Consider the following 20,245-nt stretch of genomic DNA (forward strand, 5'->3'; position numbering starts at 1 on the left):
AGCCGACCAACGGTCGGCTCTACCGTGTTCGCGGCGCGCACTGCACAATCGGGGCATCGTCCTCTGCAGTGATCCGCATGTCCGCCCTGATCCAGACCGACCGCCTGCACCTGCGCCTGATCGATCCCGACCACGATGCGGCCGACATGCTGGCCCTGCTCAACGCGCCGGGCTTCATCCGCAACATCGCCGACCGTGGTGTGCGCACCCTGGCCCAGGCGCGCGACTACACCGCCGAGCGTGTGCTCGGCAGCTACACGCTCAATGGGTTTGGCATGTACGCGATTATCCGTCGCAGCGACGGGGCCTGGCTGGGCAATGCCGGGTTGGTGCGCCGCGATGGACTGCCGGCGCCGGACATCGGCTACGCGTTGCTGTCCGAGTACGAAGGCAACGGCTACGCGTTCGAAGCCGCGCGCGGGGTGATGCACTACGCACGCGATGTGCTGGGTCATGCCGACCTGTACGGCATCGTCTCGCCGGACAACCTGCGCTCGGCCGCGTTGCTGCGCAAGCTGGGCATGGAAGACCGCGGTGACCTGCTGTTGCCGCCGCCGCACGGCGGGGACGTCGTGCTGCTGTTCGCCACGCCGGGTGCGCCTGCCCCTTGATACCGCGCAGCCGAGCATGGCTCGGCTCTACCATCGGCAGGGTCGCGGTGCCTGTTACCGCGCAGCCGAGCATGGCTCGGCTCTACCATTGGCAGGGCTGCGGTGCCTGTTGCCGCGTAGCCGAGCATGGCTCGGCTCTACCATCGGCAGGGTCGCGGTGCCTGTTACCGCGCAGCCGAGCATGGCTCGGCTCTACCATCGGCAGGGTCGCGGTACCTGTTATCGCGCAGCCGAGCATGGCTCGGCTCTACCATCGGCAGGGTCGCGGTGCCTGTTACCGCGCAGCCGAGCATGGCTCGGCGCTACCATCGGTCGGCCATGGGTAGAGCCGAGCCATGCTCGGCTGCCTTTTACCCCCCCAACTGCGCGCGCAGGTCGGCCAGCTGTTCCTGCAGTTCGGCCACGGTGGCTTCCAGCTGTTGCACGCGCGCTTCCAGCGCCGGGTTGCCCGCGACGGCACTGCCGCCGCTGGACGCTGCCGACTTGTACTGCTCGGCCAGCGCCTGCCCATCCACCGGTCCACCGAGAAGGTGCATGTAGCGGTCTTCGCGTTGGCCGCTGGCGCGCGGCAACAGCACGGCCAGGCCGCGCTGGATCATGCGTTCGATGTGGTGGCGCAGTTCCTCGGCATCCTGGAACGCGAACAGGCGCTCGCTGCGGGTCAGCAGCTCGTTCACCGTCTGCGGGCCGCGCAGCAGCAACAGGCCCACGATCGCCAACTGCTGGCGGGTCAGGTCCAGCGCGGCACCGGCGCGATGCTCGTATCGCTCGGCGCGCGAGGAGAACTGCTGGCGCGCCAGGCCGAGCGTTTCCAGCTGGCGCAGCGCGTGGTGCACATCGCCGGCCGACAAGGCCATCACCGGCTCGCGTGCGGTCTTCTGGTTGGCGGCCACCTGGGCGGCGTTGACCGTCAGCGGGTAGGCGTCCGGCGTGGTCGCCTCCTTCTCGATCAGGCAGCCCAGGGCGCGGGCCTGGGCCGCGCTCAGCACGGGCAGGGCGGAGGTCTGGGGGTCATCGGTCATGGGGCGCTCGGCGGTGTTTCAGGGGCGTGCAGCATAGCCGAGGCCCGCACCGCACATGATTGCCGCCGGACAAGCCGGTAAACTGGCGCGACTTTGTTGCTGGTGACCCCGATGCGTCGTACTGCTGCTGTTTCCCTGTCCGTGCTTGCCTGCGCCGTGATGGCGCTCAGTGCCTGCAAGCGCACCGAAGCCCCGGCCGAAGCTGCCCCGCCGGCCGCCAGCGCGAGCGCGCCCGCCAGCGCCCCGGCCGCCGCCGGCGATGCCGCCGTCGCCGCCAACGACAACCTCAACGCCGTGCTGTGGATGCAGCGCGCGCAGGAATACCGGGCGATCACCGAGCAGACCTACCGTGCCGCCGCCGACCACCTGGACAAGGCGCTGAAGGAAGCCAACTGGGATGCGCTGGTACCGGAGGAACGCGGCAACGCCGCCAAGGGCCTCAAGCCGGCCGTGGTGCTGGACGTGGACGAGACCGTGCTGGACAACTCGCCCTACCAGGCGCGCCTGGTGCGCGATGGCAAGGAATACGACGAACTCAGCTGGGACCAGTGGGTGGCCGAGAAGAAGGCCAAGGCGATTCCCGGCGTGGTCGATTTCGCCAAGGCCGCCAATGCCAAGGGCGTGACCCTGCTGTACATCTCCAACCGCGCCGTGCACCTCAAGGAGGCCACCCTGGCCAACCTGCGTGCCGAAGGCCTGCCGGTCGCCGATGACAGCGTGTTCCTCGGCCTGGGCACGGTGGTGAAGGACTGCGAGCAGGCCGGCAGCGAGAAGAACTGCCGCCGCCGCCTGGCCGGCCAGCAATACCGCGTGCTGATGCAGTTCGGCGACCAACTGGGCGACTTCGTCGAAGTTACCGCCAACACCAATGAAGGGCGCGATGTGCTGCTGCAGCAGTACCACGACTGGTTTGGCGAGCGCTGGTGGATGCTGCCCAACCCGACCTACGGCGGCTTCGAGCCGGCGCAGTTCAACAACGATTACTCGCAGTCGCGCCAGGCCCGCCACGACGCCAAGCGCGCCGCGCTGGATTACGCGCCGTGAGCCGCGCCCCGCTGCCGCTGCGTGACGAGGAGCGCCTGATCTTCGCGCTCGACGTGCCGGGCCGCGACGAGGCGCTGGCATGGGTGGACCGGCTGGGGGATGCGGTCGGGTTCTACAAGATCGGCATGGAGCTGCTCGCCTCGGGCGAGTACTTCGACGTGCTGGAAACCCTGGCCGCGCGCAACAAGCGGGTGTTCGTCGACCTGAAGTTCTTCGACATCCCGGCCACCGCCGCGGCGGTGATCAAGCGCCTGTCGCAGTGGCCGGTCAGCTACGCCACCATCCACGGCTGGCATCCGGCCATGATGGAGGCGTGCGCCGCCGCCAACGGCAGCGAGATGCGCCTGCTGGCGGTGACCGTGCTGACCTCGATGGGCCGTAGCGACCTGGCCCAGATGGGCATCGACCGTGAACCGGTCGAGGTCGTGGTCGAGCGCGCGCTGGCCGCACAGGCTGCCGGCATCGACGGGGTGATCGCCTCCGGCCAGGAAGCGGGGCCGATCCGCGCCGCCACCGGCGCCGGTTTCTCGATCGTGTGCCCGGGCATCCGCCCCGATGGCCCGGGCGGCGATGACCAGAAGCGCACCGTGGGCGTGGCCCAGGCCTTCGCCGACGGCGCCGATGCGATCGTGGTCGGGCGGCCGATACGCCTGGCAAACGATCCGCGCGCCGCCGCCGAGGCGATCCAGCAGGAAATCGCCACCGCCTGGCGCGCGCGCCAAGCCTGAAGCACCCTCCGCCGCACGCCGGATCGGCGTGCGGCGTGACCGGCAGCCCATTACCAATCGAGCGAAGAACGTAGGGGTGGATAGGGTCACGCCCCAGTCGACGGCCGACAGTGGCCCAGCGCTCGACGTCGGCATGACCTGAAAACGTGAGCGGCGCCCGTCGCAATCGCCGCGCTTCTGCCTCGGGAAACCCCGCGTCGCCCGCCAACAGCGCCGCGCGCCGCAGTTCGCCCCGCCCCTTCTGCGATGGAATCCATCCTGCCGGCACGACGTTGACCGGCGCGATCCCATCCTTGCAATGGAGGTGCTGCATGCATGTGTTTACCCGACTGGCCCTGGCGGCCGGTGTCCTCGGACTCTCCCTGGCCGCGCAGGCGGCTCCCGCGCCGCCCAACGGCGAGCTCTTGCGGCCAGTGATCATCGGCGGGGAGGATGCGTCCCCTGGCCAGTATCCCTTCATGGTCAGCCTGCAACGGCTGGACTTCGGCGATTCGGACCATAGCCGCCACTGGTGCGGCGCTACGCTGATCTCGCCTTCCTGGGTGCTCACCGCCGCCCATTGCGTGCAGGGCGCCAAGCCAGCCGGCTATGCCGCGCTCGCCGGGGCCACCGTGCTGGACACCACCGTGCGCAAACGCACGTCCAACATCCGTGCGATCCACGTGCACCCGGCCTTCAACGCCACCACCCTGGTCAATGACGTGGCGCTCATCCAGTTGCGCAAGCCGATAGACGGGGCGGTGCCAGCCACGCTGCTGGAGGGCAGCGACGCCGGCTACCTCAAAACCGGTCGCGACTTCAGCGTGATCGGGTGGGGCGACACCGGGCTGGAGGGCCCGGAGGGCGCGCCCACCGTGCTGCAGACGGTGCAGACCCCGTTCGTGCCCTTCAAGACCTGCCAACAGGCCTACCGCAGCCTGGAGCCCGGCGCGGTGATCTGCGCTGGCAAGGAGGGTATCGACAGCTGCCAGGGCGACTCCGGTGGTCCATTGCTGGTGCAGCGGCGCAAGCAATGGACGGTGCTGGGGGTGGTCAGCTGGGGCCAGGGGTGTGCCCAGGCCGGCTACCCCGGGGTGTATGCGCGGCTGTCGGCAGGCTATATCCGCGATTTCATCACCGCCACCTGGACACGTGACTGAAGACAATAAAAACAGCCACTTACGTCGATTATGATGAAGTGTTGCCTTAACTCGGATGGCGGCGTAGGATCGCCGCCATCCGGCTTGCCGGAAATGTGCCACACCATTGTCCTCCGGTTTGCGCCGGTTTGAAGAGGTCCCTGCCGATACCGGCGTGGCCTCTTTTTTTTGTTCTTTTCCCATCTGAGCCGAGCGAATTGCTGCAAGCGCCGTCGCAGAGTGAGCACGACGCTACGCGCATGGACGGACAGTGCCCCGGCGACGTCGGATCGGTTGGTGTCTTCGTTCTGGGCTACCGCGAGCGGGAGGGCCCGTAGCGGCCGGTAGGTCCCTGGCGCAAATGTCCCCCAGCCGCGTGGCGGCCTCCTCCTTGATTTTGCCCAGGAACCTACCGGCCGCTACGGGGCTCGGCTTGCGGTGCGGAGGTGGAAGCCAGGCTTTTCCGTCGCTGGTCGGTGGGTCGGGCGCTGGGCGCCCATGCCCTTGGAGGCGAAATAAAGGGGGAGGGGGCGGCCGCAGGCCGACGCCGGAGGACATTCGCCGGAAAGGGCATGGGCGCCCAGCGCCCGACCCATCGACCGCCGCTCCTGGAAGCGGTCAAAGCACGCTTCTGCTTGCCCCGCCCAGGGGCGAAGATCCTTTCTTGCACCAGACGAACCACCCGTATTGAAATAATCATCTGCTTCAATAGGTTGCGTCTGCCTGATTGCATCCGGGCAGGGCGTGGCTTGCCGCTGCGGGCGCGCAGGCCGCAAGATGCGGACCGGCCCGGGGAGTCCGAATTCATGTCCATGTCGTCCAAGTCGTGGCAGTACCGGGGGCATGCGCTGGCGCTGGCCCTGTGTGGATTGGTGCTGCTCAGTGCCTGCAAGGGCGATCGGATCGATCCGGACGCACCGGCGGCAGAGCCGGTGGCCGCGCTGCAGCAGTTGGCCCGGCAGGTCGCCGACAACGACCTGATCGGCTATGCGCGCGCGTCGGTACCGCCGGCCCAGTACGAGCGCCTGCAGTCGGCCTGGGCGCAGGGCCACAGCCGCTGGCCACTGACCGAGCTGCCGCTGGAGGGTCAACTGTTGCCGATGCTCGCCGCGCTGTCCGAGCCGGACGCCCCGCAGCGGTTGCAGCGTTCGTTCGACACCCAGATTGCCGGCCAGGCCACCGGCGTGCGCCAGGCCGCGCACTCGATGGGGCTGTTCGGCGTGCAGTACCTGCGCAACCAGACCGATTACACCGATGCCCAGCGCGCCCATTACAGCCAGGTGGTCGACGTGCTCAGCCGTTGGGCGGCGGCGGCACCGCTGACCGACAAGCAGCGTGCCCGCACCACCATCACCCTGCTTACCGCCACCGCGCGCACTACCGGGTTGTCCACCGACGCGCAGCTGCAGACGGCCGGCATGGAGGAATCGCTGCGACGGCTGGGCCCGTTCTTCAAGGCCTTCAAGACCGCGCTGGCCAGCTATGGACTCTCGCTGGACGGTGCGCTCACGGGGCTGCGCGGGGAGGTGGTGTCCGCGCTGGGCAACGATGCTGTGGTGCGGGTGCAGTACCCGTTGGCCGGCGAACAGATCGAGGCCCAGGTGCGCATGACCCGTCGCGATGGACACTGGTACGTGTCCCGCACGCTGGAAGAGGCCGATGCGCTGCTGCAGGCCGCACAGGCCGCACAAGCTGAACATGACGCCCGCCAGGCCGCCGAAACAGAGGCGGCCGCGACGGTCAAGGACGGTGCTTCCGCATCGGCTAAGCCATAATGAAGCCGATGCCGAACCAGAATCCCCTGCCTTTCCCCGGCGAAGAGCCGCCCAAGACGCCGGACGCTTCGTCCCCGTCGTCCGTTCCCGTGGCCGCCACCGGCGCCCCGGCCGATGCCGGCCAGGTACCGCCTGAGGCGCCTGTCGGCGCTGAGCCGGTCGACGTTGCGCCGTCGGCCATCGTCCCCGGCAGCCGCGCCCCGGTGGGCCGCCGCCCGTGGTGGGCGCGCCTGCTCGGCCGCCTGGTCGAGCCGTGGCTGGCGTTGAAGATCGAACCCGAGCACCCCGGCCAGTACAACGACGGTCGCCCGGTGGTGTACGTGCTGGAGGACTACGGTCTGTCCAACGCGCTGATCCTGGACAAGGCCTGCCGCGAGGCCGGCCTGCCTTCGCCACTGGTGCCCATCGCCGGCGATCCGACCGGGCGCAAGCGCGCCTATGTGGCGCTGTCGCGCCGGAGCAGCAGCAACTCGCTGATTCCCGAGCAGCGGGGCGCCAAGACCCATTCCGATTCGCTGGCCAAGGTGCTCCAGGCCCACCGCGCGCGCGATGAGCTGGACGTCCACCTGGTGCCGGTGTCGATCTTCGTCGGCCGTGCCCCGGACAAGCAGAGCGGCTGGTTCGCGGTGCTGTTCTCGGAAAACTGGGCGTTGGTGGGCCGTTTCCGTCGCCTGCTGGCCGTCCTGCTCAATGGCCGCAGCACCATCGTGCGGTTTGCCCCGCCGATCTCGCTGCGCAGCACGATCAACGAGGGGCTGGACCCCGAACGTACCGTGCGCAAGCTGCAGCGCGTGCTGCGTACCCACTTCCGCCGCATCCGCGAGTCGGTGATCGGCCCGGACCTGTCCACCCGCCGCCTGCTGGTGGACAAGGTGCTGGACGCGGACACCGTGCGCGAGGCGATCGCTTCGCAGGCCAAGCGCGACAACTCCAAGCCGGCCGATGCCTGGAAGAAGGCGCACGCCTACGCCTGGGAAATCGCCGCGGACTATTCCAGCCCCGCCGTGCGCTCGGCCAGCTTCATGCTCAGCCATGTCTGGAACCGCATCTACGCCGGCGTGCTGGTGCATCACCTGGACAAGTTCAAGGCCGCCGCGCCCGGGCACGAAGTGGTCTACGTGCCCAGCCACCGCAGCCACATGGACTACCTGCTGCTGTCCTACCTGCTGTACGACCGGGGCATCGTGCCGCCGCACATCGTGGCCGGCATCAACCTCAACCTGCCGGTGGTCGGTACGCTGCTGCGCAAGGGCGGTGCGTTCTTCATCCGTCGCTCCATCCGCGGCAACGCGCTGTATTCGGCGGTGCTCAGCGAGTACGTGGCGCAGCTGGTCGCCGGTGGCTATTCGATCGAATACTTCGTCGAAGGCGGTCGCTCGCGTACCGGTCGCCTGCTGCAGCCCAAGGGCGGCATGATCTCGATGACGCTGCGCGCGTTCCTGCGCCAGCCGCGCAAGCCGGTGCTGTTCCAGCCGGTCTACATCGGCTATGAAAAGCTGATGGAAGGCGGCAGCTACCTCGACGAACTGTCCGGGCGGCCCAAGGAAAAGGAATCGATCTGGTCGCTGTTGTGGTCCATCCCCAAGGTGCTCAAGCAGAACTACGGGCAGGTGGTGGTGAACTTCGGCGAGCCGATCGCGCTCAACGACGTGCTGGCCCAGCAGGCGCCGGCGTGGAACGGGCAGCCGGTGGGCGAGGACGAGAAGCCGTCCTGGCTGTCGGGCACGGTCGACCATCTGGCCGAGCGCATCCAGGTGCACATCAACGGCGCTGCCGACGTCAATCCGATCAACCTGCTGGCGCTGGCGCTGCTGTCCACGCCCAAGCACGCGATGGGCGAGGCCGACCTGATCGCGCAGATTGAACTGTGCAAGACGCTGCTGGTGGAGATGCCGTATTCGGACCGGGTGACGGTGACGCCGCACTCGCCGGAGCGGATCATCGCCCACGCCGAAGAGATCAACGTCCTCACCCGCATCAAGCACCCGCTGGGCGATGTGCTCAGTGTCAGCGGCGACACCGCGGTGCTGCTCAGCTACTTCCGCAACAACGTCATCCACCTGTTCACCGCCTCCTCGTGGGTGGCCTGCTGCTTCCAGAACAATCGCCGCATGAGCCGCACCGGCCTGGTCCAACTGGGCCGCACGGTGTATCCGTTCCTGCAGGCCGAGCTGTTCCTGCCGTGGACCGAGGACGAGTTCGCCCAGCGCATCGAACAGACCATCAACGTGTTCGTGCGCGAGGGCCTGCTGCAGAACATCAACGACGATGACGGCGGCATCCTGGCGCGCAACACCGGGCAGACCGACGAGGTGTTCCGCCTGCGTGCGATCGGCCACTCGTTGCAGCAGGCGTTCGAGCGCTATTACATCGCCATCTCGGTGCTGGTGAAGAACGGCCCGGGCACGCTGGGTGCGGCCGAACTGGAAAGCCTGTGCCAGCAGGCTGCGCAGCGCCTGAGCCTGCTGTATGCACCGGCGGCGCCGGAGTTCTTCGACCGCACCCTGTTCCGCGGCTTCATCCAGAAACTGCGCGAACTGCGTCTGGTGTGGCCGGACGAAAACAGCAAGCTGCTGTTCGACGCGCGCCTGGATGCATGGGCCAAGGATGCCAAGTTCATCCTCGGCCGCGAACTGCGCCACACCATCGAACGGGTGAGTCCGGAAGCGGCCAAGCCGGAAGAGCCGGTCGCCACGGATTGACGGACGCGGATGCGCCGAGGCGCATCCACACGTATCCCGACGTATCCGGATCTTATTGCGTTCGCCAGCAATTCGTAGGTACCGACCGTTGGTCGGTACCCGCGCGCAAGCGCGGCACAAGCGTCCGGAGACGAAGCAATACGGCGTGCACCGGCTGACCGACGCTGACCACCGTCCGAAGCCGCATGCCAAGGTTCATGCCGCCGGGACGGACGGCAGCCGACCAACGGTCGGCTCTACCCTCCGGAACATCGGCGGGGAGCGGGTAGAACGGCAGCCGACCAACGGTCGGCTCTACGCCGGTTCGTCGGGGATCAGCATGTCTTCCAGCTTGGCGATGCAGTCCTTCAACTGCAGCTTGCGTCGTTTCAGACGCTTGAATTCCAGCTCGTCCTCGCCGTTGGCGGCCATGCGCTGGATCTGGTCATCGAGCGCGCGGTGCTCCTGCCGGAGGTGGGCAAGGCGGGCGCTGATGTCGGCGAGTGTCATGGTATCCACAGTCTCGAGCATACACATCCACGGTGAGCCGTGGGGGTGAACGCAGTCACTTCCCGGTGGCCGTGACGGTCGGCGCGAGCCGGTAGAATGACCCCCCATGAGCGCCGTCTTCGCCCTGCCCGATCCCGTCCCGCGCGCCCGCGATCCGCGCGCGCCCGACGCCGTGCAGGACAAGCTGGCGCGGCGCCTGCGCCGCCAGGTCGGCCAGGCCATCGCCGATTTCGGCATGATCGCCGACGGCGACAAGGTGATGGTGTGCCTGTCCGGCGGCAAGGACAGCTACACCCTGCTGGACGTGCTGCTGCAGCTGCAGAAAAAGGCGCCGGTGCGCTTCGAGCTGGTCGCGGTCAACCTGGACCAGAAGCAGCCGGACTTCCCCGCGCACGTACTGCCGGCGTACCTCGAATCGATCGGGGTGGCCTACCAGGTCATCGAGCAGGACACCTATTCGGTGGTGAGCCGGGTGATTCCCGAAGGCCGCACGATGTGTTCGCTATGCTCGCGCCTGCGCCGCGGCGCGCTGTACCGCCATGCGGCGGAGAATGGCTTCAGCAAGATCGCGTTGGGCCACCACCGCGATGACAGCGTGGCCACGTTCTTCCTCAACCTGTTCCACCATGCCAAGCTGTCGGCGATGCCGCCCAAGCTGCGCAGCGATGACGGCCAGCACGTGGTGATCCGTCCGCTAGCCTACGTGGCCGAAGACGATATCCGCGCCTATGCGCAGGCACGCGCGTTTCCGATCATCCCGTGCAACCTGTGCGGCAGCCAGGACAACCTGCAACGCCGTCAGGTCGGGCAGATGCTGCAGCAGTGGGAACAGCAGCACCCCGGCCGCATCGATCAGATCGCGCGCGCGCTGGGCAACATCCAGCCTTCGCAGCTGGCCGATCCGAGCCTGTTCGATTTCATGGCGCTGGGACGCGACGGCATTGCCGCCGCGCCGCCCACGCCGTCGGCCTGGACCGACGCCACCCCCGACGCCGGCGGCGCATCCGGGCTGTCCTGAGCCGAGCCTCGCCCCGCCTTCCTTTCACGACCTATCCGGACTTCCATGTTCTTTCGCAACCTGACGCTGTTCCGCTTCCCGACCGCCACCGATTTCTCCGAGGTAGATACGCTGCTGCCGCAGGTGCTGCTCAAGCCGGTCGGCCCGCTCGAAATGAATTCCCGTGGCTTCATCTCGCCGTTCGGCCGCGAGGAAAAGACCGTGTTCTCGCACCGCATCGGCGATGCGCTGTGGCTGACCGTTGGCGGTGAGGACAAGATCCTGCCGGGCGCGGTGGTCAACGATCTGCTGGCGCGCAAGCTGGAGGAAATCGAAGAGAAGGAAGGACGCAAGCCCGGCGGCCGCGAGCGCAAGCGGCTCAAGGACGACCTGCTGCACGAACTGATGCCGCGCGCGTTCGTGAAGAGCTCGCGTACCGATGCGTTGATCGACCTCACCCACGGCTACGTGGCGGTGGACAGTTCCAGCCGCAAGACCGGCGAGAACGTCATGTCCGACATCCGCGGCCTGCTCGGCAGCTTCCCGGCGATGCCGCTCAACGCCGAAGTGGCGCCGCGCTCGATCCTCACCGGCTGGATCGCCGGTGAGGAACTCCCGACCGGGCTGAGCCTAGGCGAAGAGTGCGAGATGAAGGACCCGGCCGAGGGCGGGGCGGTGGTCAAGTGCCAGCACCAGGAACTGCGCTGCGACGAGATCGACAAACACCTGGACGCCGGCAAGCAGGTGACCAAGCTGGCACTGGTGTTCGAGGACAACCTGTCCTTCGTGCTCGGTGATGACCTGATCGTGCGCAAGCTGAAGTTCCTGGATGGCGCGCTCGACCAGCTCGAACACGCCGACGATGACGGCCGCCGCGCCGAACTGGACGCCCGCTTCGCCCTGCAGAGCGGTGAAGTGCGCCGACTGTTCCTGCTGCTGGAAGCGGCCTTCAAGCTCAGCAAGGCCGACTGACGCCCCTACCGTTCCGGGCGGCGCGCGGGAGCGCGCACCGCCCGGGATCGGCTGAACAGCGCGCAGTCATGCGCCGGTCACCGCCGGCGCTATGCTGTACCCATGTCTGGATTCCTCCGCCGCCTCATTTCGCCGGCTGCCCCCACCGTGCAGCGCGATACGGTACGACTGCGCCTGGAGGATGCCGAGATCGATGTGCTGCGCGTGCGTGATCCGCGGGCGCGCCGGATCAAGCTCAGCGTCGACGAGCGCGGCGTCCGCCTGACCCTGCCGCCGCGCGCCAGCCTGGTGATGGGCGAGCGTTTCCTGGAACAGCACCGCGATTGGCTGTCGACCCAGCTGCGCAGTTACCAGGCGCAGAACCTGCCGCCGCCGCTGGTGATCGGCGAACCGGGGTTGCTGCCGCTGCGCGGTGAACTGTTGCCGTTGCGCTGGGAGAGGGGTCGCTACGCGCACATGGCGCTGGACGATGCCGGCGCGTGCCTGCACTGGCCCGCGCGCGGCACCGATGCCACCTTGCGCCGCGCGCTGCGCGAATTCTACGAAGCCCAGACCCGCGCCGATGTCGGCCAGTGGCTGCCGCGCTACCTGCCCGGCCTGCCGCGCGCACCGGCCCGGCTGCGGCTGAAGGTGATGTCATCGCAGTGGGGCTCGCTGGCCCCGGACGGCAGCATGGCGCTGGACCTGGCGCTGGTGCTGGGGCGGCCGTCGGCGTTCGAGTACGTGCTGGTGCACGAGCTCTGCCATCTGATCCAGGCCAATCACTCACCGGCGTTCTGGGCCGAAGTCGAGCAGCGGTTTCCGAACTGGCATGCCGAGCGGGATTACTTCCAGCTCGAAGGCCGGCGCCTGAAAGCGATGCTGCGGCAGATGCTCACCCCGGCGGGGTAGCGCCACGCCATGCGTGGCTGCCTGTCATCCGGGCGTCCTGGACGCCTGATGCAGCGCGTCGGTCAGGGTCAACGTCGGTCGATAGGCCAACGGGTCGACGATCCGGTTGCGGCGGCATGTGCCGCGCTGGCGCGCGGTATCCACGCATGGCGTGGCGCTACGGGTCTTGCCCGGTGCTTCGGTGATGTTTCCGCTGGGGAGGGCCACGGCATGCGTGGCGACCGTCCGCGTTGGACCCGTCAGCGATCCATCCGCGCGGTGGCGGCCTGCGCCCAGCGCTCGGCCACGCGCGGGGCGGTGATGCACACGGCCTGGTCGGTGACGGTGGTGACCGCCCGTTCGAGCAGCTGGATGTCCGCTTCATGCTGGCGTGCCACGTGCGGGTCCTCGAAGAAGATCGCGCGCTGGCAGTGGCCTTCCAGCACGCGGTCGGCGATCTGCGCATCGCCGCCCATCGGGCCGCTCTGGTAGCGCGCCACCCACGCCTGGTCCTGCGGCCAGCCGCGGCTCCAGGCCAGTTCGTTGAGGCGCTGGCCGGTGGTGCCCGTGCCGACCCGGTGGTGGAACCGGGACAACAGATCGAAATGCGCATCGGCGAAGGCCAGCATCGCCGGCTTCATCGCATCGTGGGCGATCAGCGCCAGGGTCTGGCGCTCGAACGCGTGCAGGTCGTCCGCGCCCGGATCGGCGACCAGCCCGGCGTGCACACGTTCCACTTCCACCCAGTCGCGCGCGGTGGCCACGGTGGAGATGAACGGCTTGCCGTGGATCACGCACTGGCGCTTGAGCGCGGTGGCCTCGGGGAACACCGAGGACGGGTCGACCGGGTCCATCAGGTAGATCGCCCCGTCCAGGGTGCGTTCCGGCGCGCCCATCCCGACCACTTCGGCGACCAGTTTCATCAGCCCGCCCTCGCGCCCGTTCGGGTAGCGCTGCAGCGGCGCGAAGTCGGGCAGGAAGCCCAGCCGCTGGATCGCATCGAAGGTGCGCCCGACCGCGTGCAGTTCCACCCCGAGCTCGCGCAGCCCGCCGTCGCAGGCGCGCAGCCAGCGGAACAGCGCGGCGTGCTTGTCATGGTGGTGCAGGCGGTTGGCGGCCAGGCCGATGCGCATGGGAAGTGTCCGGGACGGGAAGACCGCATTCTATGTCGCTTCCTGCCGTGTGAAAGCGCGACCACCGTCACCGGCCTTCACACGTTTTCGTATTAGTTGCATGGTTCGGGGGTGGGCCATAACCGACAGTGGGTACTGTCAGTCAATCAGGACGTCCTGCCATGACCCCCTCCAATTTCGCTCACTCCCTGTCAGCCCTGTCCTCGGCAGATGACCGCAGCGCCCGCATCCGCGCGCTCGGCCGTTTGTTGCGGCATGCCGCCGCCGGCGATGCGGACGTGCTGCTGGCCGGCCTGGCGCGCATGCTGGACGCGCATATCGGCAAGGAACATGCCGATGGTGCCAGCAACGAGCGCATCCGCGACCAGCTCGATGAAATCCAGCTGCTGCTGGCATTGGAAATCGAGCGCGCCGGGGTACGCGCGGCCGCGCCGCTGTCGAACGCGGCCTGAAAAGCAGCCGGGCATGGCCCGGCAACCACGACCAACCCCAAGGAAGCCGGTAGTGCCGGGCCATGCCCGGCAACGCGATCAACCCCAACGAAGCGGGTAGTGCCGGGCCATGCCCGGCAACGCGATCAACCACAACGAAGCGGGTAGTGCCGGGCCATGCCCGGCAACCACGACCAACCACAACGAAGCCGCTACTGCCAGCCCACGCCCGGCAACCGCGCACAGCGCGGCCCCGGCACGCCCGCCGCGTTACACCGACAACAACTGCACGATGCTGCCGGCCGCATCGCGGCCTTCGGCCACCGCCGTCACCACCAGGTCGGCACCGCGCACGGCATCGCCACCGGCGAACAGGCGCGGATGCGCGGTCTGGAACGGCAGCCGGTCCTTGCCACCGGCGATGATGCGGCCGTTGTGTCCGCCTTCCACGCCCTGCGCGGTCAGCCAGGCGGGGGTACTGGGCGAGAAGCCGAACGCGATGATCACCACGTCCGCTTCCAGCAGCGATTCGCTGCCTTCGATCGGCACCGCGTTGCGACGCCCCTGCGCGTCGGGCGCGCCGAGCTGGGTTTCCACCACCATCACCCCGATCACTTCGTCATCGGCGCCGGCTTCGATCGACAGCGGCTGGCGATTGAACAGGAAGCGCACGCCTTCTTCGCGGGCATTGGCTACCTCGCGCGCCGAGCCGGGCATGTTGGCCTCGTCGCGGCGATAGGCGCAGGTCACCTTGGCTGCGCCCAGCCGCACGGCGCTGCGTACGCAGTCCATGCCGGTGTCGCCACCGCCGAGCACCACCACGCGCTTGCCGTCCAGGTCGGGCAGGGCGATCTGGTCTTCCCAGCCGGCGATAGGGCGACCATGCGCGTCGCTGCCGCTGACGATGCGACTGTTCTGCACCAGGAACGGCAGCGCCGGTAGCACGCCCTTGAGATCCTGGCCGAGCAGACCGCCGTCGGTATAGCGGTAGGCACCGGTGCCCACGAACACCGCGTCGTACTCGGCCAGCAGTTCGTCCACGCTGACATCGCGGCCGATCTCCACGCCGAGACGGAACTGCACGCCCATGCCCTCGAGCACGTTGCGGCGGCGGCTGATCACCGATTTGTCCAGCTTGAAGCTGGGGATGCCGAACTGCAGCAGCCCGCCGATCTGTTCGTAGCGGTCATACACCACCGCCTGGATCCCGGCATGCGCCAGGCGGTCGGCACAGGCCAGCCCGGCCGGGCCGGCGCCGATCACCGCCACGCGCTTGCCGGTGGGCTCCACGGCGGTCATGTCCGGGCGCCAGCCGGTGGCCAGCGCGGTGTCCACGATGTACTTCTCGACCGCACCGATGGTGACCGCGCCGAATTCTTCCAGCGTGCAGCTGCCTTCGCACAGGCGGTCCTGCGGGCATACCCGGCCGCAGACTTCGGGCAGGGGGTTGGTCGAGTGGCACAGCGTGGCCGCCTCGTGGATGCGGTTTTCCTGCACCAGCTGCAGCCACTGCGGGATGGCGTTGTGCACCGGGCACTTCCAGCTGCAGTAGGGGTTGCCGCAGTCCAGGCAGCGCCCGGCCTGGTACTGCGCGTCTTCCTTGCCGAACTTGCCGTACAGCTCGCCCCAGTCGCCGGAGGTGCGCAGTTCGACCGGGATGCGCTGCGGCATGGTCCGGGGCAGGTCGAGGAACTGGAAGGCTTGCTTGCGGCTCATGGGTGGGCCCTGCGTTGTTCGGTCGCCGGGCAGAGCCCGGCGCTACGATTTTTGGCTTGCCGGCCAGCGGCCGGCACTACGTGGACGGTCAGGCAGCGCGGCGCAGTGAGTCGGTCAACGATTCGATGCTGGCCGCCTTGGGTTTGACCAGCCAGAACTTGCCGACGTAGTCGCGGAATTCGTCGAGGATCTGCTGCGCCCAGATGCTGCCGGTCAGTTCGCGGTGGCGGCTGATCAGCGTGTGCAGGTGCTGGCGATGGTTCTCGAAGCCTTCGGCCGAGATGCGATGGATGTCGATCAGCTCGTGGTTGTAGCGGTCCACGAAGTCGCGGTCGATATCCAGCACGTAGGCCAGCCCGCCGGTGAAGCCGGCGCCGAAGTTCACCCCGACCTTGCCCAGCACCAGCACGATGCCATCGGTCATGTACTCGCAGCAGTGGTCGCCGGCGCCTTCGATCACCGCCAGCGCGCCGGAGTTGCGCACGCCGAAGCGCTCGCCGGCCCGGCCCGCGGCGAACAGCTCGCCACCGGTGGCGCCGTACAGGCAGGTGTTGCCGATGATCGCGGTGTTGCGTGCCTCGAAGCGCGCGCCGCGCGGCGGGCGTACCACCAGGCGGCCGCCGGCCATGCCCTTGCCGACGTAATCGTTGGCCTCGCCTTCAACCTCCAGCTGCAGGCCGCCGACGTTGAACGCGCCGAAGCTCTGCCCGGCGGTGCCGCGGAAGCGCAGGGTCAGCGGCGCATCGCTCATGCCCTGGTTGCCGTGCGTGCGTGCGATTTCGCCGGAGAGGCGGGTGCCGATCGAGCGGTCGGTGTTGTGGATCAGGAAGCGGTGCTCGCCGCCGAGCTTGCCGGCGATGGCCGGGGCCAGCAGGCCGTCCATCTGCGTGGCCAGGCTGTCCGGCGATTCATACAGGCGCTGCGCGGCGCAGTGGCTGCCCGCGTAGTCGGCCGGGTGCAGCAGGCGCGACAGATCCACCTTGACCCCCGGGCGCGGCGACACGTCCAGCTGCTGCAGCAGGTCGGTGCGGCCGATGATCTCGTCCAGCGAGCGCACGCCCAGGTAGGACAACCAGCCGCGCACTTCCTCGGCCAGCAGGCGGAAGAAGTTCTCCACGCGCTCGGGCAGGCCGGTGAAGTACTGCGCGCGCAGGCGCTCGTCCTGGGTGGCCACGCCGGTGGCGCAATTGTTGAGGTGGCAGATGCGCAGGTACTTGCAGCCCAGCACGATCATCGGCGCGGTGCCGAAGCCGAAGCTGTCCGCGCCGAGCAGCGCGGCCTTGATCACATCCAGCCCGGTCTTCAGGCCGCCGTCGGTCTGCAGCAGCGTGCGCCCGCGCAGATCGTTGGCCACCAGCGCCTGGTGCGACTCGGCCACGCCCAGTTCCCACGGTACGCCGGCATAGCGGATCGAGCTGACCGGGCTGGCCCCGGTGCCGCCGTCATGGCCGGACACGGTGATCAGATCGGCACCGGCCTTGACCACGCCCGCGGCGATGGTGCCCACACCGGCATGGCTGACCAGCTTCACCGACACCAGCGCGGTCGGATTGACCTGCTTGAGGTCGTAGATCAGCTGGGCCAGGTCTTCGATGGAGTAGATGTCGTGGTGCGGCGGCGGTGAGATCAGGCCAATGCCCGGCTTGGCGTAACGCAGCCGCGCGATCAGTTCGTTGACCTTGTGGCCGGGCAGCTGGCCGCCTTCGCCGGGCTTGGCGCCCTGGGCGACCTTGATCTGCAGCACTTCGGCGTTGACCAGGTACTCGGCGGTGACGCCGAAACGACCGGACGCCACCTGCTTGATCTTGCTGCGCTTCTCGGTGCCGTAGCGCACCGGGTCTTCGCCGCCTTCGCCGGAGTTGCTGCGCCCGCCAAGGCGGTTCATCGCGATCGCCAGCGCTTCGTGCGCCTCGGGCGACAACGCACCCAGGCTGATGGCGGCGGTGTCGAAGCGGCGGAACAGGTCTTCGGCCGGGGCCACTTCTTCCAGCGGGGTCGGGATGGGCGCGGCCTGGAGCTGCAGCAGGTCGCGCAGTGCCGACACCGGGCGGCCGTGCACGGCCTCGCAGTACCGCTGCCAGTCCGCTGCGTCGCCACTGCGCGCGGCGCGCTGCAGGGTCATGACCACGTCCGGGTTGTACATGTGGTACTCGCCGCCGTGCACGTACTTGAGCACGCCGCCCACGTCCGGGCGCAGCAGGTCGTTCCAGGCACGCACGGTGAGTTCGCGGGCTTCGTCGTCCAGGCGCGCAAAGCCGACGCCGGCCACGCGCGAGGCGGTGTCCGGGAAGCACAGGTCGACCACCTCGTCATCGAGGCCGACGATCTCGAACAGCTGCGCGCCGCGGTAACTGGCCACGGTGCAGATGCCCATCTTGGAGATGATCTTGGACAGGCCCTTGTAGATGCCCTTGCGGTAGCGGCGGCCGATCTGCGACTGCTCGCCGCCCTTGCTCAGCTGCAGGATGCCGCGCCGGCCCAGGTCGAACAAGGTCTGGTAGGCCAGGTACGGGTACACCGCGGTGGCACCGAAGCCGAGCAGGCAGGCCATGTGGTGCGCGTCGCGCGCGGTGCCGGTTTCCAGGATCAGGTTGATGTCGCAGCGCAGCCCGGCGTTGGACAGATGGTGGTGCACCGCGCTGGTGGCCAGCAGTGCATGCACCATCGGCCGATCGGCGACCGGATAACGGTCGCTCAGCAGCAGCATCACGATGCCCTCGCGCGCGGCGGCCTCGGCCTCGGCGCAGATGCGCTCGATGCCGGCCTTCAGGCCTTCGTCCAGGCTGTAGGAGAGGTCGATGAGGCGATTCTTCTCGACGTACTGCTCCATCTTGATCAGCTGGCGCAGCTTGCGCTGGCTGAGCACCGGCGAATTGAGGATGACGTGGTTCACCGTCTCCGCACCGGCGTGGAAGATGTTGGTCTCCTTGCCGAGCTGGGTGGACAGCGACATGACGCAGTCTTCGCGCAGCGGATCGATCGGCGGGTTGGTGACCTGCGCGAATGCCTGGCGGAAGTAGTCGTAGAGCGGGCGGCTGTGCTGGCTCAGCACCGCCATCGGCGTGTCATCGCCCATCGAGCCGGTGGCCTCCTGCTCGGTCTCGGCCAGCGGGCGCAGGATCTGTTCCACTTCCTCGCTGCTGAGCTGGAACAGCTTGTGGTAGCTGCGCAGGGTGCGCTCGTCAAAGGGTTCTTCGACCAGCGACGGATCGATCAGCTCGGTCTGCAGGTAGGTCACGCCCTGCTGCAGCCATTGCTTGTACGGGGCGCGGCCACGGTTGATGCGGTCGATGGCGTCCGAGTCGAGCAGGTCGCCACGCTTGAGGTCGATGGCCATCATCTCGCCCGGGCCGAGCTTGCCCTTGCGTACCACGCGCTCGGCCGGGACTTCCCACACGCCGGCTTCGGAGGCAACCAGGAAGTGGCGGTCGGAGGTGAGCATCCAACGCGCCGGGCGCAGGCCGTTGCGGTCCAGCGTGCAGGCGGCATAGCGCCCGTCGCAGGCGACGATGCCGGCCGGGCCGTCCCACGGCTCGCTGTTGAGGCCGTAGAACTCGTAGAACGCGGCCAGGTCGGGGTCCTTGAACTCCAGCGACTGCGTGGCCGGTGGCACCAGGATGCGCAGCGCCTGGATCAGCTCCATGCCGGCGCTGACCATCAGCTCAAGCATGTTGTCCAGGCTCTGCGAGTCCGAGCCGTGCATGGAGATGACCGGGTTGAACTCGCCGATGTCGAAGCGCGGGGTCTTCCACACCTTGCTGCGCGCCTGCGCCCAGCGGCGGTTGCCCTCGATGGTGTTGATCTCGCCGTTGTGGGCGAGCATCCGGAACGGGTGCGCCAGCGGCCAGCGCGGCAGGGTGTTGGTGGAGAAGCGCTGGTGGAACACGATGGCGCTGGAGGCCAGGTCGTTGCGCTGCAGGTCCACGTAGAAGCGGCTCAGCTTGTCCGGCAGCACCATGCCCTTGTAGCTGATCGCATTCGGGCTGAGCGTGGTGACGTAGTAATCGGCATGGTCGCGCAGTTGCTGTTCGCTGCGACGCCGGGCCAGGAACAGCGCCAGGGTGAACGCGGCCTCGTCCTGCTCGGCACCGGCATCGACGAACACCTGCTCGATGCGCGGCAGGGTGTCGCGCGCCAGCTGGCCACACACGCTCGGGTCGGTCGGCACGGGGCGCCAACCGACCGGGCGACAGCCGGCATCGCGCAGCTGCTGTTCCAGGATGTCGCGGCAGGCCTGCGCGGCGGCTTCGTCATGCGGCAGGAACACCACGCCGGCGGCGAAGCGTGCGCCGAGGGTGAGGCCGGCTTCGGCAGCCAGGGCCTTGAGGAAGACGTCGGGGCGGCGCAGCAACAGGCCGCAGCCGTCACCGGTGACGCCGTCGGCGGCGACGCCACCGCGGTGGGTCATGCGCGACAGCGCGGCAATGGCGGTATCCACCAGCAGTCGGGACGGCTGGTCATCGAGCTGGGCGACCATGCCGAAACCACAGGCGTCGCGCTCATCTTGCGGGTCGTAAAGCCCTTGGCGGTTGCGGGGGGCCATCTCTGCCTCAAAGTCGGGTGAGCGGCGACACTCGTCCCCGCTCAATCCGTTGAGCGCATCTGGAGGCACCGGATGACTCGACTAGATCACAGTT

General features: G+C 68.3%; 15 protein-coding genes. 10 read left to right on the forward strand and 5 right to left on the reverse strand.

The features are described 5' to 3' along the window. Window positions 1–77: 77 nt before the first annotated feature. Window positions 78–611 carry a GNAT family N-acetyltransferase gene (locus tag NR101_RS09615; protein WP_256776646.1) on the forward strand — a complete coding sequence of 178 codons (534 nt, stop codon included), beginning with the start codon at window positions 78–80 and terminating at the stop codon, window positions 609–611. A 350-nt stretch (window positions 612–961) separates the two neighbouring features. On the opposite strand, the gene NR101_RS09620 is transcribed toward NR101_RS09615, so the two are convergent. Beyond that, window positions 962–1,633, reverse strand: a complete 672-nt coding sequence (locus NR101_RS09620) for a DUF480 domain-containing protein (RefSeq protein WP_256776647.1) — start codon at window positions 1,631–1,633, stop codon at window positions 962–964. A gap of 111 nt (window positions 1,634–1,744) precedes the next feature. On the opposite strand from NR101_RS09620, the gene NR101_RS09625 reads away from it, so the two are divergent. The 5 genes from NR101_RS09625 to plsB all read left to right on the forward strand — a co-directional run bounded on the left by NR101_RS09625 (window position 1,745) and on the right by plsB (window position 9,000). Then, window positions 1,745–2,677 carry a 5'-nucleotidase, lipoprotein e(P4) family gene (locus tag NR101_RS09625; RefSeq protein WP_256776648.1) on the forward strand — a complete coding sequence of 311 codons (933 nt, stop codon included), beginning with the start codon at window positions 1,745–1,747 and terminating at the stop codon, window positions 2,675–2,677. Beyond that, window positions 2,674–3,405, forward strand: a complete 732-nt coding sequence (pyrF, locus tag NR101_RS09630; protein WP_256776649.1) for an orotidine-5'-phosphate decarboxylase — start codon at window positions 2,674–2,676, stop codon at window positions 3,403–3,405. The genes NR101_RS09625 and pyrF overlap by 4 nt, the downstream gene beginning before the upstream one ends. A 311-nt stretch (window positions 3,406–3,716) precedes the next feature. Further along, window positions 3,717–4,544, forward strand: coding sequence for a serine protease (locus NR101_RS09635; RefSeq protein ID WP_256776650.1), 828 nt, complete (start codon window positions 3,717–3,719; stop codon window positions 4,542–4,544). Window positions 4,545–5,329: 785 nt separating this feature from the next. After that, window positions 5,330–6,298: a hypothetical protein gene (locus NR101_RS09640; protein ID WP_256777733.1), complete on the forward strand. Its 969-nt coding sequence runs from the start codon at window positions 5,330–5,332 to the stop codon at window positions 6,296–6,298. Further along, complete coding sequence (plsB, locus tag NR101_RS09645) at window positions 6,298–9,000, forward strand: glycerol-3-phosphate 1-O-acyltransferase PlsB (protein ID WP_256777286.1); 2,703 nt, start codon at window positions 6,298–6,300, stop codon at window positions 8,998–9,000. The genes NR101_RS09640 and plsB overlap by 1 nt, the downstream gene beginning before the upstream one ends. A 294-nt stretch (window positions 9,001–9,294) precedes the next feature. Here plsB and NR101_RS09650 read toward each other — a convergent pair whose 3' ends face one another. Further along, window positions 9,295–9,498 carry a YdcH family protein gene (locus tag NR101_RS09650; RefSeq protein WP_256777315.1) on the reverse strand — a complete coding sequence of 68 codons (204 nt, stop codon included), beginning with the start codon at window positions 9,496–9,498 and terminating at the stop codon, window positions 9,295–9,297. A gap of 97 nt (window positions 9,499–9,595) precedes the next feature. On the opposite strand from NR101_RS09650, the gene ttcA reads away from it, so the two are divergent. From ttcA to NR101_RS09665, 3 genes are all read left to right on the forward strand, one after another. Then, the gene (gene ttcA / locus NR101_RS09655) at window positions 9,596–10,507 is read left to right on the forward strand and encodes a tRNA 2-thiocytidine(32) synthetase TtcA (RefSeq protein ID WP_256777287.1); all 912 of its coding nucleotides are present in this window, start codon (window positions 9,596–9,598) and stop codon (window positions 10,505–10,507) included. A 45-nt stretch (window positions 10,508–10,552) separates the two neighbouring features. Next, window positions 10,553–11,458 (forward strand): recombination-associated protein RdgC, encoded by a 906-nt coding sequence (locus NR101_RS09660; RefSeq protein ID WP_256777288.1) that lies wholly within the window; start codon window positions 10,553–10,555, stop codon window positions 11,456–11,458. A gap of 102 nt (window positions 11,459–11,560) precedes the next feature. Next, window positions 11,561–12,349: a SprT family zinc-dependent metalloprotease gene (locus tag NR101_RS09665; protein WP_256777289.1), complete on the forward strand. Its 789-nt coding sequence runs from the start codon at window positions 11,561–11,563 to the stop codon at window positions 12,347–12,349. A gap of 239 nt (window positions 12,350–12,588) precedes the next feature. On the opposite strand, the gene NR101_RS09670 is transcribed toward NR101_RS09665, so the two are convergent. Continuing rightward, window positions 12,589–13,461: a methylglyoxal synthase gene (locus tag NR101_RS09670; protein ID WP_256777291.1), complete on the reverse strand. Its 873-nt coding sequence runs from the start codon at window positions 13,459–13,461 to the stop codon at window positions 12,589–12,591. 161 nt (window positions 13,462–13,622) lie between these two features. On the opposite strand from NR101_RS09670, the gene NR101_RS09675 reads away from it, so the two are divergent. After that, on the forward strand, window positions 13,623–13,913 hold the full coding sequence (locus NR101_RS09675; protein ID WP_256777292.1) for a hypothetical protein: 291 nt from the start codon (window positions 13,623–13,625) through the stop codon (window positions 13,911–13,913). A gap of 249 nt (window positions 13,914–14,162) precedes the next feature. Here the strand turns inward: NR101_RS09675 and NR101_RS09680 are convergent, their stop codons facing one another. Both NR101_RS09680 and gltB read right to left on the reverse strand, forming a co-directional pair. Then, a complete protein-coding gene (locus NR101_RS09680; protein WP_256777293.1) occupies window positions 14,163–15,608 on the reverse strand; it encodes an FAD-dependent oxidoreductase in 1,446 nt (481 codons plus the stop codon). 88 nt (window positions 15,609–15,696) lie between these two features. After that, window positions 15,697–20,151, reverse strand: coding sequence for a glutamate synthase large subunit (gene gltB / locus NR101_RS09685; protein ID WP_256777294.1), 4,455 nt, complete (start codon window positions 20,149–20,151; stop codon window positions 15,697–15,699). Window positions 20,152–20,245: the final 94 nt, after the last annotated feature.

Source organism: Stenotrophomonas sp. Ste86 (genome assembly GCF_024519465.1).
Classification (GTDB): domain Bacteria; phylum Pseudomonadota; class Gammaproteobacteria; order Xanthomonadales; family Xanthomonadaceae; genus Stenotrophomonas.

Bases quoted from the DNA above. Each gene is read 5' to 3' on its own strand.
- NR101_RS09635 (WP_256776650.1), top strand. From the start codon at position 3,717: ATGCATGTGTTTACCCGACTGGCCCTGGCGGCCGGTGTCCTCGGACTC.
- NR101_RS09675 (WP_256777292.1), top strand. From the start codon at position 13,623: ATGACCCCCTCCAATTTCGCTCACTCCCTGTCAGCCCTGTCCTCGGCA.
- ttcA (WP_256777287.1), top strand. From the start codon at position 9,596: ATGAGCGCCGTCTTCGCCCTGCCCGATCCCGTCCCGCGCGCCCGCGAT.
- gltB (WP_256777294.1), bottom strand. From the start codon at position 20,151: ATGGCCCCCCGCAACCGCCAAGGGCTTTACGACCCGCAAGATGAGCGC.
- NR101_RS09615 (WP_256776646.1), top strand. From the start codon at position 78: ATGTCCGCCCTGATCCAGACCGACCGCCTGCACCTGCGCCTGATCGAT.
- NR101_RS09670 (WP_256777291.1), bottom strand. From the start codon at position 13,461: ATGCGCATCGGCCTGGCCGCCAACCGCCTGCACCACCATGACAAGCAC.
- NR101_RS09640 (WP_256777733.1), top strand. From the start codon at position 5,330: ATGTCCATGTCGTCCAAGTCGTGGCAGTACCGGGGGCATGCGCTGGCG.
- NR101_RS09665 (WP_256777289.1), top strand. From the start codon at position 11,561: ATGTCTGGATTCCTCCGCCGCCTCATTTCGCCGGCTGCCCCCACCGTG.
- NR101_RS09620 (WP_256776647.1), bottom strand. From the start codon at position 1,633: ATGACCGATGACCCCCAGACCTCCGCCCTGCCCGTGCTGAGCGCGGCC.
- plsB (WP_256777286.1), top strand. From the start codon at position 6,298: ATGAAGCCGATGCCGAACCAGAATCCCCTGCCTTTCCCCGGCGAAGAG.
- NR101_RS09625 (WP_256776648.1), top strand. From the start codon at position 1,745: ATGCGTCGTACTGCTGCTGTTTCCCTGTCCGTGCTTGCCTGCGCCGTG.
- NR101_RS09680 (WP_256777293.1), bottom strand. From the start codon at position 15,608: ATGAGCCGCAAGCAAGCCTTCCAGTTCCTCGACCTGCCCCGGACCATG.
- NR101_RS09660 (WP_256777288.1), top strand. From the start codon at position 10,553: ATGTTCTTTCGCAACCTGACGCTGTTCCGCTTCCCGACCGCCACCGAT.